We start from the raw sequence: 13929 nt of genomic DNA, 5'->3' as shown, positions 1-13929 counted from the left end.
CCTAATATCGGCTTTGTGCTGGACCAGTCAGGCTCGCCGACAGCTGAGGCGCTGCACGCGCCGGTGCTGCGCTGGTACGACGCCAACGCCCGAGTACTGCCATGGCGCGAACCAGACGCCGGAGCGTGGGCGGTGATGGTGAGTGAGTTCATGCTGCAGCAGACACCGGTCAGCCGGGTGCTGCCGGCGTACGAGGCCTGGCTGGAGCGGTGGCCGAAGCCGGTGGACCTGGCTGTAGAGCCGCCAGGTGAGGCTGTGCGGGCCTGGGACCGGCTCGGGTACCCCAGACGTGCACTCCGGCTCCACGCGGCGGCTCAGGCGATCGTGGAGCGTCACGGTGGCGACGTACCGGACGACCACGCCGCACTGCTCGCTCTACCCGGTGTGGGGACGTACACAGCCGCTGCTATCGCATCGTTTGCCTTCGGGCAGCGGCACGCGGTGGTGGACACCAACGTGCGCCGGGTGCTGGCGCGTGCCCTGACTGGCGTCGCACAGCCGACCATCTCCCCCACTGCAGCTGACCAGCGCCTTGCGGTGTCTGCACTGCCCGCTGACGAGCCGACAGCAGCACGCTGGGCTGTTGCGTCGATGGAGCTCGGCGCACTGGTCTGCACCGCGCGTACGCCGCGCTGTGGCGACTGCCCGATTCGCAGCCGCTGCGCGTGGGTCCTCGCCGGCAGTCCGCCGTACGACGGTCCGCCGCGCAGAGGGCAGACCTATGAGGGCACCGATCGCCAGGCCCGTGGCCGGCTGCTGGCCGTGCTGCGTGCCGCGTCAGGCGCCGTACCGAAGAAGACCTTGGACGCGTCCTGGCCGGACGCGACGCAGCGAGACCGCGCCCTGGACGGGCTGGTCGCAGACGGCTTGGTCGAACCACTCGGCAGGAACCGCTACCGCCTACCAAGCTGAGAGGCCGGCCCGGCATCCCGGACCGGCCTCAGAGCCTTCAGTTCTTCTTGCTGCCGGTGGTGGCTTGTTCGTCGTCGTCGGCCAGCAGGTCGAGCGGCATCGCCGGGCTGCCGGACAGCGTCGCCAGCATCTGGCGGACGTTGGTCAGCTGCGCGTTGATGCTGTCGCGACGCTGGGTCGCGGCGGCGAGCTCGCGCTCGGACTCGGCCCGGATCCGCTCCGCCTTGTCCTTCGCGGCGGCGACGATCTCCTGAGCCTGCCGGTTCGCGTCGGCCAGCTGCTGCTGCGCCAGCCGCTCCGCCTCGGAGCGGGAGCGGTCGGCTTCGCGCTGCACCTGGGCGGCGCGGTCGGTGACCGCGGCCAGCTGCTGCTCGGCCAGGGCGGTCCGGGCGGCGAACTCCTGCTCGACCTTGCCCCGGCGCTCGGCCAGGGTGGTCTCGAAGGCGGCCGCGGCCTGGGCGGACTTGGCCCGCTCCTGCTCGTACAGCGCCTGGGCCTCGCTGCGCCGCGCGGTCGCGTCGCGCTCGGCCTCGTCGCGCATGTCGTCGGCCTGGGTGCGCGCCTCCTCCAGGATGCGGGCAGCCTCGGCGTCGACCTCGCTCTTCCAGTCCAGGGAGTACTGCTCGGCCTCCTTGCGGACCTTCTTCGCGTGCGCCTCGGCGTCGGCGACGATCGCCTCGGCGTCGGTGCGGGCCCGGGTGACCAGGTCGCGGGCCTCGTCGTCGGCCAGCGAGAGGATCTTGGCGACCCGCTCACCGAACTCGGTGAAGGTCGGGGTGCGGTCCTTGTTCTCCTCCTGTGCGGAGATGACCGCCGACTCGGCGGCGTCCGTCCGGGTCTGCAGCTCCTGGACGTGCCGCTGCAGCTGCTCGGACTGCTGCTGCAGCGCGGTCAGCGAGGTGGTCAGCTCACGGATGTGCTGGTCCACCTGGGCAGGCTCGTAGCCACGCAGTACGGTGCGGAACGGAGTTGGGCTTTCACTGCTCATGTCTTCTGATGCTCACTTCGGTGGGTGGGTGGATCACACATTGTCACTGACAAGGATCTGACTGTCACGTCCTCATCCTGATTCCCCCGTGGAACCCTCGCCGTGGGACATTCCACCACCTGGGCGGATGCCTGGTACAGCGAGTGCCTCGATCACACCCGAAAGCTGGGTGAGCTCCTTGGTGATCTCATCACGGCGCTGGTTCAAAGCCGCGACCCTCGCCTCGGCGTCGGCGAGAAGTTTTCGGGCCTGGGCACGCAGCTCGTCGGCGTGCTCGCGGGCCTGCGCCTCGATCTGCTGGGCCTCGGCGCGGGACTTGCGGATCAGTTCGTGCGACTGCCGCTGCGCGTCGGCCAGGTCGTTGGCGGCGCGTTCGCGCAGGACCTGGGTGCTGGCCTCGGCCTCGGCTTCGCGGCGGTTCGCCCGTGCGACGATCTCGCGGGCGTCGTTCGCGGCGGAGGTCTTCAGCCGGTCCGCCCGCGTCTGCGCCTGAGCGGTGACCTTCTCCGCCTCCTGCTTGGCGGCGGCCAGGGTCGCCTCGGCCTGCTGGGTGGCGGTCGACAGAGTGGTCTCGGCGAGCGCGGTCAGCTCGGCGTTCTCGCGGGCGATCGCGTCCTTGGTCTGCTTCAGCCGGCTCGTCGTACGTCCGACCACGCGGCGCAGGTGGGCCCGCTTCTGCCGCAGGTACTGACCCGCTTCGGCCTCGGCCTTCTCCATGATCGACATGGCTTCGTTCTCGGCCGTGGCGATCAGGTCGTCGACCGTCTTCTTGCTCCAGATGGTCTGCTTCTCGGCTTCGGCGAGCGCCGCCTCGGCCGCCCTGTTCGCATCTTCGACGATGCGCTGCGCTTCGAGGGTCGCCGTACGGCGGTCTGCCTCGATGCTGTCCACGACGAGCTTGGCCTGCGCCCGGGCGTCCGCCATCAGCCGCTCGTTGCCGGCCTCGGTCTCGGCCTTGCGCTCGGCGATCTCGGCGACCGCCTCGGCCCGGAGCCTGTCGATCTCGAGCGAGATCGCGGCCAGCTTGGCCCGCTCGGTCTCCTCCAGCTCCGCGGTCCGGCGCTCGAGCTCGGCCCGGTTCTCGCCGCGGAGCCGCTCGATCTCGGCGTGCGCCTCGGCGATCTCGGCCCGCGACTTCTCCCGGGCCGCCTCGACCTCGCGCTCGACGGCGGCGCGCAGCTGGCTCGCCTCGGTCTCGGCCCGGGCGATCAGCTCGGACTCGTTGCGGACCGCCGCCTGCGACACCAGCCTGGCCTGCTCGCCGGCGTCCTTGACCAGCTGCTGCGCCTCACGGCCGGCTCGCTCGACGGTCTGCTGCGCCGCCTCACGGGCGAGCTGAGCTTCCTCGAGCAGCTCCTCGGACTCTTCCTTCAACCGCGCCGCTTCGGCCTCGGCCGCGGCGATCCGCCGGTCGGCCGCCGCCTGGGACTCGGCCCGCAGCCGGTCCGCGGTCGCCTGGCTCTCCGACCGCAGCTGCTCGGCCGCGGCCTCTACCTCGGTACGGCGCTTGGCCACTTCCTCGGCCACGGTCGCCCTGAGCTGCTCGGCGGCGGATTCCGATTCGGACTTCAGCCGCTCGGCCAGGGCGGTCGCCTCGGCCCGGACTCGCTCGGCCTCCGCGGTCGACTCCATCGTGAGCTTCTCGGCTGCGGCCGCGGCTTCCCGTCGTACTCGCGCAGCTTCGGCGGTCGACTCCGACTTCAGCCGCTCGGCCTCTGCCTCGGCTTCGGAGCGGACTCGCTCGGCCTCGGCCTCGGACTCGTTCCGCAGCCGCTCGGCGGCTCGCTCGGCATCGCCGAGCAGTCGTTGCGCGGCCGCCGACGCCTCGGCGCGCATCTGCCGCGCGGCAGCCTCTGCCTCGGCCTTCAGTTGCTCGTTCTCGGCCCGGACCCGGTCGGCTTCTTCGCGGGCGAGATCGTTCTCGTACTCCGCCTGCTCCCGCAGGGTGTCGGCGATCCGCTGCGCCCGCTCGAGCACTCCGCCCGCCTGCCGCACGCCAAAGGAACCGGTGTCGACGACCGGTTCCTGGGTCAGTGGCAGACGCGGCGCGTCCATGCGACGAGATGATTCCATCCCCGGCCCCCTTTCCGACAGTCCGGGTCCCATTAGTGTGGTCATGGAGTTACAACGCGACACCTAGGCCGCGGGTAACTTCTTTTTCATGCCGCTGCGCGATCTTCCCACCGAATCGAAGGCTGCGGCGGCTCTGCTCCGTACTGAAGAGATCACGCACCGCAGGACCATACGACGAACGGGGTCGCATGGTGTAGCGATTGCGTGTCTTTGTGTTGGTACGGCGTTCTCGACCCTGCTACCGGGTTCGGCGAGCACAGGCTGTTACCTCTGGCGAGCGACCACTCAACCGGTCAACGGTCGCGGCGCGGCCCTCGCACTGCCGGTCGCAATGATCCTGCTGGTACTCGCGGATCGCTTGTCTGCGGACAGATTCCCACTCCACCGGTACGTCCGCAGCATCGGCGCAACGGTGATCGGAGTGGTCACCGGGATGGTCTGGATCGGCTTGGTCACCCAGGGTCGGGCAGGCTGTTCGACTTCACCGGCTGTGATCGGGACCATCGCGTCCGGCGTCCTCGCGACCGCTGTCGCGACGCATTGGGCGACCCGGTCATCGCCGCCGTGGACGGTGGCCGCCGAGAACTCCGGCGACGCGTCCGCTGAGCCGCTCAACCAGTCCGAATTGCGGTCAGTTTTTGTCCGACTGGTGGCGCAGGTCGACTCCTGGACGCCGATCCGCTTCCGGATTCTGCCGTTCGCCACCGGCACGCTCGCCGTACTGCTGGTGCTCTCGACCGTCCTGCCGTGGCGCGAGCTGCTCGATCCGGTCGCGCTCGGGCCGACCGCGAGCGAAGCCGGCCTGGCCCGGTCTCAGCTGTGGGAGATCCCGTCGGCCAGGAACTGGGCCGTGCTGCTCTGTGCCCTGGCTCTGGCGACACTGGTCTGCGCGGGCCTGCTGCGACGAGCAGCTGCGGTCGCCGCGGGGTCTGTGGTTGTGGCCGGTCTGGCGTCGCACCTGCTGTGGCTGCCGGACCGGTTGGCGAGCGGCGTCGGCTACCGGCCTGGTGTAGGCGCGTGGGTGGCTCTCGGGCTGGCCGTGTTGCTGGTGGTGGCGGGAGTTGTTGGCCGGCGTGGAGTTCCGGTGGTCGCGGGTGCTGCGGTCGTGGGCGTGGTGGCTGGCCTGCTGCTGCCGTCGGCGACCGGATCGCCGTACGAGCCGACTGTGGTTGCAGGGGTGCCGCACCGGCTGCTGGATCTGCAGGGTGGACAACTGGTGGACCGCCTCGGTATGCGCGTCTCCATTGGTACGTCGGACCCGCTCGACTCCCTGGCCGGGACACTCGACGGATCACCCGGCCAGTGGCTGCTGGGCCGGACTGGTTCCGAGAGCTCGACAGTCTTCGCGTACGACGATGGTGTCGCCCTCCCGCAGGTCACGCTCAACCACGGCGCGACCCCACCGGCACTCTGGGGTGTCAGCGACAACCGCATGATCCTGCTGGCCGGTGGGGAGCTCGGGCGACCATGGGCGATCCTGTCCGTGCCACTCGACCTCGTGAGCGCCGACATCAGTCTGAGCCACAAGAACCCGAACGGGAAGTACTACGTGACGCCGGGCGTCGACGTACTGGCAACAGGCGTCGGACCGGCGCTCAGCCATCGCAACGCGGACCGGTCGATCGTGATCTGGGGAGCCACGACCACCTGGCAGATCCCGGCCAACCAACTGCGAGTCGGGATGTCTCTTCGGGACTTCGTGATCAACCCAGGGCACGGTGCACCGGGCAACGCGGTCTCCACCGGCCCGGACGGTACGACGGCCTGGCGGACCAGCGAGACGGGGTTGGCGATCGTACGGCGGGGCGGCGTACCGCAGCAGCTCACCGGAGTGGCTCCGGCTGGTTGTGCGCTGAGCAGTGATGCGGCCAGCTCGTCGCTGACGGTCGATGCCTTCGCTGTGGACGTGCGGGGCAACCTCTGGCTGGGCGGTGGCGCTCCGACGTCGGTGATCACGCCGGACGGCGTATTGCGGAAGCTGCCGGGTGGAGCCGAGGGTGTGGAGAGCATCGAGGCCAGACCTGATGGCTCGGTGCTGCTTGGGACTTCGCCGGGTGGTGGTGATCAGATCCTGGAGATCCCGGATGCGGCCCAGGCTGCGACGTCGTACCCGGCCGAACCTTCGCCGGAGCCGCGGTGCGATCGCCGTCGAGCTGTGGATGGAGCAACGACGTACACGACCACTGTGGTGTCGCCTGTGCCGATGGTGGGCGCTACCGGCGGTGTCAGCACTCAGCTGGGGCTGGACGCCGCTGGGCGGCTGGTGCGGGTGCGTGTGCCGTTGGCGGCGCGGGCGTGGGCGCCTGATGGGCAGGGCGGCGTGTGGTGGACCGTGGTCGGCCGGGGGTCGGCGGAGACCGCCGTACATCTGGTGCGTGGGCGTACGTCGGAGGTGCGCGATCCGCGGCCTGTGTCGGCTGATCAGAAGGATGCGTCGGCAGCGGCTGCCGGGGATCGGCTCGTGACAGCTGTCGGTGGGGGCATCTACAACCTCTACTCGCCTGGCGGGCGGGTGACTCGCGTGAAGGCTCCCGGCGAGCTGCGTGAGCTGGTGCAACTGCCATCTGGTCAGGTGTGCATGGTGCTGGGCGAGCGGCTCGTGCTGGTATCTCCGAGCGGCCAGTCGTCGCTTCTGCTCGGCGGAGCGGCCTCCGGCTGGCCGATCTCAACACCCGGCATACAGGCATCACAGCTGACCACCGACGGCATCTGGTTCGCCGGCCCCGACGGCAAACCCTGGGTGTACGACGGAAGCCACCTCGTGCGGGTGGACGCGCCAGGCCGGGTCACCGTCATCGCCGGGCCCAACCAGGGCGTCCCCCAAGCTGCTGACGACGTCACTGTCATTGGCCGATCCCTGTACTTCCAACTCGGCAACGACGTACTCCGGCTGGAGGCAACGAGATGAGCGACTTCCCCGACGAGGAACTCCCGAAGCGCCTCGACGCGGCAGAGGCGGAGCTGACCACAGCCGAGCACCGCTGGTACGCACGCGCCACTCTGCTCGCCGCACTGGCGACCGGGGTCACCCTGCTACTCCCGTGGACCTTCAGCAGACGCCTGGGGCTCTCGGTCTGGCAACTCGGCATCGAGACCCAGCCATCCCTCGCCCTCACCTGGCTCGCCGGTCTCGTCACCTCGGCCATCCCGCCGATCCTCAAGCCCAGCTACAAGACCCAAGCAGCGGCCGCCGTCACGGCAGTCATCGCCGTCGTCTACCTCGCCGCCGCCTGGCAGGCGACCACCCTCGAATCCCAGTCCGACACCTGGCCCGGCCCTGGCCCCGCCTTCGCCACCATCACGGCCCTTATCTGGCTCCTCACCACAGCCGCCCAACTACTTGCCCACCACGACCATCCCCCAGCCGCCCCCACTCCCACCGCCCTCACCCAAACCATCACCCACCTCCGCACCACCCGCTGACCACGGCGCTCGCATGGTCGCCCGATAGCGGGCTATGTGACCGCTAGCCCTTTGCAGTGCGCCATCGGTGAAACAACCCGCCATCGGGCCGGGCCATCAGCCGCCCCAGGCTGCCAAACGCCAGAAGGCCCCGCGCCGGAGAGCGCGGGGCCTTCTGAGCGGTGATTCTTACGTGTCCTGCAGGCCTGAGCTGCCGCCGGCGGTGAGGTCGGTGAGCTCGAGGTCCGGAGTGGTGGACTTCGGGGTGCCGGTGAAGGTGAAGTACTCCGCCAGGCCGTCGTCGTTCACGGTGCCTTCCGGAGCGACGTCGACCACCACGATCTGGCCGGGGCGCAGTTCCCCGAACAGGATCTTCTCGGCCAGCACGTCCTCCACGTCGCGCTGCAGCGCGCGGCGCAGCGGGCGAGCGCCCAGGACCGGGTCGAAGCCACGCTCGGCGACCAGTGCCTTCGCCGCCGGCGTGAGCTCGATGCCCATGTCCTTGTCCTTCAGCCGCTCCTCCACCTGCTGGACCATCAGGTCGACGATCTTGACGATCTGTTCCTTGCCGTGCTGGTGGAACACCACGATCTCGTCGACGCGGTTCAGGAACTCCGGCCGGAAGTGCTGCTTGAGCTCCTCCGTCACCTTCGCCTTCATCTTCTCGTACGAACCCGACACGTCGTTCGCCTGGCTGAAGCCGAGCGACACCGCCTTGGCGATGTCCCGGGTGCCGAGGTTCGTGGTCATGATGATGACGGTGTTCTTGAAGTCGACCACGCGGCCCTGGGCGTCGGTCAGGCGACCTTCGTCCAGGATCTGCAGCAGCGAGTTGAAGATGTCCGGGTGGGCCTTCTCCACCTCGTCGAACAGCACCACGCTGAACGGCTTGCGACGCACCTTCTCGGTCAGCTGGCCACCCTCTTCGTAGCCGACGTAACCGGGCGGCGAACCGAACAGCCGGGAGGCGGTGTGCTTCTCGGAGTACTCCGACATGTCGAGGCTGATCAGCGCGTTCTCGTCGCCGAACAGGAACTCGGTCAGCGCCTTGGACAGCTCGGTCTTACCGACACCGGACGGGCCGGCGAAGATGAACGAGCCGCTCGGGCGGCGCGGGTCCTTCAGGCCGGCGCGGGTACGCCGGATCGAGCGGGACAGCGCCTTGACCGCGTCCTCCTGGCCGATGTACCGCTTGGCCAGTTCCTTCTCCATGTCGAGCAGCCGGGACGACTCCTCCTCGGTCAGCTTGAAGACGGGGATGCCGGTCGCGGTGCTGAGCACCTCGGCGATCAACTCCTCGTCCACCTCGGCGACGACGTCCATGTCGCCGGCCTTCCACTGCTTCTCCCGCTCGCCCTTGGCGTTGATCAGCTTCTTCTCGTCGTCGCGAAGGCTCGCGGCGCGCTCGAAGTCCTGCGCGTCGATCGCCGACTCCTTCTCCCGGCGCACGTTCGCGATCTTCTCGTCGAACTCACGCAGGTCCGGCGGAGCCGTCATCCGGCGGATCCGCAACCGGGCGCCGGCCTCGTCGATCAGGTCGATCGCCTTGTCCGGCAGGAACCGGTCGGAGATGTACCGGTCGGCGAGCTGAGCGGCCGAGACCAGGGCCGGGTCGGTGATGGTCACCCGGTGGTGTGCCTCGTACCGGTCGCGCAGGCCCTTGAGGATCTCGATCGTGTGCGCGATCGAGGGCTCGGCCACCTGGATCGGCTGGAACCGGCGCTCCAGCGCGGCGTCCTTCTCGACGTACTTGCGGTACTCGTCGAGGGTGGTGGCACCGATGGTCTGCAGCTCGCCACGGGCCAGCATCGGCTTCAGGATGCTCGCCGCGTCGATCGCGCCCTCGGCGGCGCCGGCCCCGACGAGGGTGTGGATCTCGTCGATGAACAGCACGATGTCGCCGCGGGTGCGGATTTCCTTGAGCACCTTCTTCAGGCGTTCCTCGAAGTCACCGCGGTAGCGCGAACCCGCCACCAGGGCACCCAGGTCGAGTGAGTAGATCTGCTTGTCCTTCAGCGTCTCCGGGACGTCACCGCGGACGATCTGCTGGGCCAGACCTTCCACGATCGCGGTCTTGCCGACACCCGGCTCGCCGATCAGGACAGGGTTGTTCTTGGTCCGCCGGGACAGCACCTGCATGACCCGCTCGATCTCGGTCTCGCGCCCGATCACCGGGTCGAGCTTCGATTCGCGGGCGGACTGGGTGTAGTTCCGGCCGAACTGGTCGAGCACCAGAGAGCTGCTGGGAGCACCTTCGGTGGCCCCGGCTCCGGCCGACGCCGTCTCCTTGCCCTGGTATCCGCTCAGCAGCTGGATGACCTGCTGCCGGACCTTGTTCAGGTCCGCGCCGAGCTTGACCAGGACCTGCGCGGCGACACCCTCACCCTCGCGGATGAGGCCGAGCAGGATGTGCTCGGTGCCGATGTAGTTGTGGCCCAGTTGCAGGGCCTCGCGCAGGGAGAGCTCCAGCACCTTCTTGGCGCGTGGGGTGAACGGGATGTGCCCGCTCGGTGCCTGCTGCCCCTGGCCGATGATCTCCTCGACCTGGGAGCGGACGGCCTCGAGCGAGATACCCAGGCTCTCGAGAGCCTTGGCGGCGACACCCTCACCCTCGTGGATCAGGCCGAGCAGGATGTGCTCGGTCCCGATGTAGTTGTGGCTGAGCATCCTGGCCTCTTCCTGAGCCAGGACGACTACCCGACGGGCGCGGTCCGTAAATCGTTCAAACATCGCCAAAGCGCTCCTTGCCTCAGAGGAGTCGGACGTGCCGTGTAGGCCGACCCCCGTACATGCATGCTAGTCCCCGGCACCGACAGGCTCGCTCTCGGCGAACAAACCACGTCGGGTCACCTCGTTGTGCGGACGTGCATCACAAGGGAACAACCCCGCGGATCTCCAGGGTGTTCCCACTCGGCCACGATCCGACAGCATGTTCGCCACCAGCGAATTTGCCGATTTGCCTGCCGGGTCAGTCACCCGGCCCGGCGCATCCGCCGCGAAGGCGTCCACACTGTGAAACAACCGGAATGCGGACGGTCCGCGGAGCGAAGCGACCCATGACACACCGAAGGCGAGGTGGTCCGCGCTTTCTGCGGACGCACCCCGCCTGTCGCGTCCGGCGCCGAGTGGCGCCGGGACCGAGAGTCCGGTGGGGAAATTACTTGGCTTCGTTGTACGCCGCGCGCACCTCGGCGGAGATCCGGCCCCGCTCGCTGACCTCGTAGCCGTTCTCCTTGGCCCAGGCCCGGATGTCGGCGGAGTCCGACGCCGACCGGCCGCGGCCCCGCGCCCGGCCCGCGGCACCGCGCCGCCCGGACACCCGGCGCGCCGAACCGACGTAACCGGAGAGCGCGTCGCGCAGTTTGGCGGCGTTCTTCTTGGACAGATCGATTTCGTACGTCGTGCCGTCCAGACCGAAGATCACGGTCTCGTCGGCCTTACCGCCGTCGAGATCGTCCTCGAGAACCACCTGCACCCTTTGCGCCATCGATGACAACCTTTCCGCGCCCGCCATCGGGCACAATCCCCCCGGCCGAATTGTTTGCACCTGATTTGTACCGCACAAACCGGGTTCGTGTCATTCACCTCACGGAATGAGCCGGAAAGATGTGACTAAACCCATCGGTTCGCGGGTGCGCCGATCGACGCTGTGCATCCACGGTGACCTTGAGTATTCACCGTGGATGCACCGCACCCGTTCTCGGCTGGACCAGTTTGAAATGGACCCCGGAAATTGCGGGATGCATCGGTTGTGCTATGCAACGACCTGGCAACGGGCTGTCGGCAAGCGACGGAGTTTCACTCCGGCCGGAGCAAGGGGAACAGAATCGTCTCCCGGATACCGGCACCGGTGAACAGCATCACCAGCCGGTCCAGGCCCATCCCCATCCCACCGGCCGGCGGCATCCCGAACTCCATCGCGCGCAGGAAGTCCTCGTCCAGCTCCATCGCCTCCGGGTCCCCGGCCGCGGCCAGCAACGACTGTGCCACCAGGCGTTCCCGCTGGATCACCGGGTCGTTCAGCTCCGAGTAGGCGACGCCGAGCTCGACCCCGTTGATGATCAGATCCCATGCCTCGACCAGCCCTGGACTTTCCCGGTGCGGCTTCGCCAGCGGCCGCGCCGACTCCGGATAGTCACGCACAAAGGTGGGCTGGATCAGCGTGTGCTCGACCAGCTTCTCGAACAACTCAACGGCGATCTCGCCCGCATTCCAGCCGGGCTGCAACTCGACCTCGTGCTGCTCGGCGAGCTTGATCAACGCGGCCGCATCGGTGTCCACATCGACGGTCTGACCGACCGCTTCGGAGACGAGTTCGAAAAGCGTCGCGTGCCGGAACGGCTGGTCCAGATCGATGGTCGAACCGTCGCGCGCGGTGACCACGGTGCGACCGACCGCGCGGGCCGCGTTCCGGATCAGCTCCGCGATCAGTTCGGCCATCGTGTCGTAATCGCCGTACGCCTGATAGGCCTCGATCATCGAGAATTCCGCCGCGTGGGTCGAGTCCAGTCCCTCGTTGCGGAAGGTGCGGCCGATCTCGAAGACCCGGTCGACGCCGCCGATCATGGCCCGCTTCAGATCGAGTTCGAGCGCGATCCGCAGCTTCATCTCCTGGTCGAACGCATTCAGGTGCGTCGAGAACGGCCGGGCCGCCGCACCGCCGTTGGTCAGCTGCAGGACCGGCGTCTCCACCTCGATGAAGTCGTGCGCGTCGTACGTCGCCCGCAACGACTTGAGTACGGCGGCCTTGGTCCGGACCATCTCACGGGCCTCGGGCCGGACGATCAGGTCGACGTACCGGAGCCGGACCCGGGCCTCCTCGTTCAGCGGCTTGTGCTCGTTCGGGAGCGGGCGCAGCGTCTTGGCCGCCATCTGCCAGCCGGTCGCCTGCACGGACAGCTCACCGCGGCGGCTGGTCACCACCTCGCCCTGGACGGACAGCAGGTCGCCTATGTCCACCAGCTGCTTGAACCGGGCCAGCTCCTCCTCGCCGAGGTCGGCCAGCGACAGCATCACCTGCAGCTCGGTCCCGTCGCCCTCACGCAGCCGGACGAAGCACAGCTTGCCGGTGTTGCGCAGGAAGATCACCCGGCCGGTCACCGATACCTGCTCGCCGGTCCGGGTGTCCGGCTCCAGCTCCTGCCCGTCGTACGTCGCCCGCAGGTCCTTCAGCAGGTGCGTCCGCGGCACCGAGATCGGGTACGGCGGCACTCCCTCCGCCAGCAGGCGGTCACGCTTCTCCCGGCGGACCCGCATCTGCTCGGGCAGGTCGTCCTGCCCGCTGTCGGGGTTCACCGGGTTCACGTGTGCGTCAGTCATACCCAAAGGCTAGTGACTGACCACCTCCACCTCCGAATCCTTAATCCGCACCATCAGCGCTCCGGCCAGCACCGCAGCCGCCGCACAGGCCACCCCGCAGACGATGAAGGTGCCCCTCGGACCGAGCAGAGCACCGGCCAGGCCGCCCAGCATCAGGGCCAGGATGGTGAACGAGCGAGCGGTGCCATTCAGAGCGGCGATGACCCGGCCGCGGAGGTGCTCGGCGGTCCGGGTCACGATCAGTGAGCTGGTCGCCGCGTTCAGCAGTCCACTGCCGATGCCGATCGCAAACCCGCCGAGCGCGAGCGTCAGGAAGTTGCCGGCGCAGCCCATCAGCACGCACGCGCCGCCGATCGCCGCCATCCCGGCGATGACAGCGCCGGAACGACCTCGGTCACCCCGGAGCCGACCGCTGTACCAGGCTCCGGCGATCCCTCCTGCTCCGGTGACCGCCCCGATCGCGCCGTAGCCGCTGGGGCCCAGTCCGACCTCCTCGGTCACCAGGAAGACCTCGACGACGTTGACGGCCTCGCCGACGATCACGAAGAGCCAGAGCGCCGGCACCAGGATCCGCAGCAACCGATCCCCGAACATGCTCCGCAGACCCACCATCACACCTCCGCTAGGCCGGTCGGACCCCGGCTGGGGCCGCCGCCGCGTCTGGACCAACTGGGCGACGACTGCGAGACCGAGAAAGGTGACAGCGTCGACCAGGAGGGCACCGCTGTGCCCAGACCAGCTCACGAGTACGCCGCCCGCGGCAGACCCGGCGAGAGTCGCCACACCGATCAGCGCCTGGCTCACACCGGTCGTACGCCCAACCAGCTCCTCACCGACGATGCGCGGGATCAACGCACCCCACGCCGGACCGGCTACGGCCTGACCGAGCTGCAACATACAGACCAGAGCCACCGTGGCAACCAGGCCGTGACACAGGGCCAGCCCGACTCCAGCCAACGCCTGTAGCAGTGACGAGCACACCAGGACGGTGCGGGAGTCGTAGCCGTCCACGATGCGGCCGGCGAACGGGATCATCACCACGATCGGTACGGCGAACGCCAGCAACAGCACCGTCATCGCGGCCGGTCCACCGTCGCCGGAGACTCGCAGCATCAAAGCGATCAGGGCGATCGAGTCACCGGCGTACGACAGCGCACGGGCCGGCAGCACCAGGCGGAGGTCACGGAAGGACCAGGGCGAGATCTGAAGTGTTTGCTTCATAACTATGAAGTTAA

Annotated in this window: 9 protein-coding genes; 3 read left to right on the top strand and 6 right to left on the bottom strand. The window is 68.6% G+C overall.

Annotated features, from left to right (window positions below; genetic code table 11):
• The first annotated feature begins 18 nt into the window (after positions 1 to 18).
• Positions 19 to 912, top strand: a complete 894-nt coding sequence (locus tag EV646_RS10340) for an HhH-GPD family protein (protein ID WP_241995823.1) — start codon at positions 19 to 21, stop codon at positions 910 to 912.
• A gap of 37 nt (positions 913 to 949) precedes the next feature.
• Here EV646_RS10340 and EV646_RS10335 read toward each other — a convergent pair whose 3' ends face one another.
• Entirely contained in the window at positions 950 to 1900 is a 951-nt protein-coding gene (locus EV646_RS10335) for a DivIVA domain-containing protein (protein ID WP_132146711.1), read from the bottom strand.
• A gap of 72 nt (positions 1901 to 1972) precedes the next feature.
• The gene (locus EV646_RS10330; RefSeq protein ID WP_132146708.1) at positions 1973 to 3955 is read right to left on the bottom strand and encodes a kinetoplast-associated-like protein; all 1983 of its coding nucleotides are present in this window, start codon (positions 3953 to 3955) and stop codon (positions 1973 to 1975) included.
• Between the two features lie 349 nt (positions 3956 to 4304).
• Here EV646_RS10330 and EV646_RS10325 point away from each other — a divergent pair, with 349 nt between their 5' ends.
• Together EV646_RS10325 and EV646_RS10320 are read left to right on the top strand one after the other, a co-directional pair.
• The gene (locus tag EV646_RS10325; protein ID WP_132146705.1) at positions 4305 to 6881 is read left to right on the top strand and encodes an RHS repeat protein; all 2577 of its coding nucleotides are present in this window, start codon (positions 4305 to 4307) and stop codon (positions 6879 to 6881) included.
• A complete protein-coding gene (locus tag EV646_RS10320; protein WP_132146702.1) occupies positions 6878 to 7396 on the top strand; it encodes a hypothetical protein in 519 nt (172 codons plus the stop codon). Before EV646_RS10325 ends, EV646_RS10320 begins: the two co-directional genes overlap by 4 nt.
• 168 nt (positions 7397 to 7564) lie before the next feature.
• On the opposite strand, the gene EV646_RS10315 is transcribed toward EV646_RS10320, so the two are convergent.
• The 4 genes from EV646_RS10315 to EV646_RS10300 form a co-directional block, all read right to left on the bottom strand.
• Complete coding sequence (locus EV646_RS10315) at positions 7565 to 10105, bottom strand: ATP-dependent Clp protease ATP-binding subunit (RefSeq protein WP_132146699.1); 2541 nt, start codon at positions 10103 to 10105, stop codon at positions 7565 to 7567.
• Positions 10106 to 10532: 427 nt separating this feature from the next.
• Positions 10533 to 10862, bottom strand: coding sequence for a histone-like nucleoid-structuring protein Lsr2 (locus EV646_RS10310; RefSeq protein WP_132146696.1), 330 nt, complete (start codon positions 10860 to 10862; stop codon positions 10533 to 10535).
• A 311-nt stretch (positions 10863 to 11173) separates the two neighbouring features.
• The gene (gene lysS, locus EV646_RS10305; RefSeq protein ID WP_132146693.1) at positions 11174 to 12694 is read right to left on the bottom strand and encodes a lysine--tRNA ligase; all 1521 of its coding nucleotides are present in this window, start codon (positions 12692 to 12694) and stop codon (positions 11174 to 11176) included.
• Between the two features lie 9 nt (positions 12695 to 12703).
• Positions 12704 to 13915, bottom strand: coding sequence for an MFS transporter (locus tag EV646_RS10300; protein ID WP_132146690.1), 1212 nt, complete (start codon positions 13913 to 13915; stop codon positions 12704 to 12706).
• Positions 13916 to 13929: the final 14 nt, after the last annotated feature.

This window comes from Kribbella antiqua, from assembly GCF_004345665.1.
GTDB lineage: Bacteria > Actinomycetota > Actinomycetes > Propionibacteriales > Kribbellaceae > Kribbella > Kribbella antiqua.
This window is presented reverse-complemented; position numbering and strand designations above follow the sequence as displayed.

Excerpts from the sequence above, each read along its gene's own strand:
- EV646_RS10325 (WP_132146705.1), top strand. The coding sequence starts at position 4,305 with ATGATCCTGCTGGTACTCGCGGATCGCTTGTCTGCGGACAGATTCCCA.
- lysS (WP_132146693.1), bottom strand. The coding sequence starts at position 12,694 with ATGACTGACGCACACGTGAACCCGGTGAACCCCGACAGCGGGCAGGAC.
- EV646_RS10300 (WP_132146690.1), bottom strand. The coding sequence starts at position 13,915 with ATGAAGCAAACACTTCAGATCTCGCCCTGGTCCTTCCGTGACCTCCGC.
- EV646_RS10310 (WP_132146696.1), bottom strand. The coding sequence starts at position 10,862 with ATGGCGCAAAGGGTGCAGGTGGTTCTCGAGGACGATCTCGACGGCGGT.
- EV646_RS10315 (WP_132146699.1), bottom strand. The coding sequence starts at position 10,105 with ATGTTTGAACGATTTACGGACCGCGCCCGTCGGGTAGTCGTCCTGGCT.
- EV646_RS10335 (WP_132146711.1), bottom strand. The coding sequence starts at position 1,900 with ATGAGCAGTGAAAGCCCAACTCCGTTCCGCACCGTACTGCGTGGCTAC.
- EV646_RS10320 (WP_132146702.1), top strand. The coding sequence starts at position 6,878 with ATGAGCGACTTCCCCGACGAGGAACTCCCGAAGCGCCTCGACGCGGCA.
- EV646_RS10330 (WP_132146708.1), bottom strand. The coding sequence starts at position 3,955 with ATGGACGCGCCGCGTCTGCCACTGACCCAGGAACCGGTCGTCGACACC.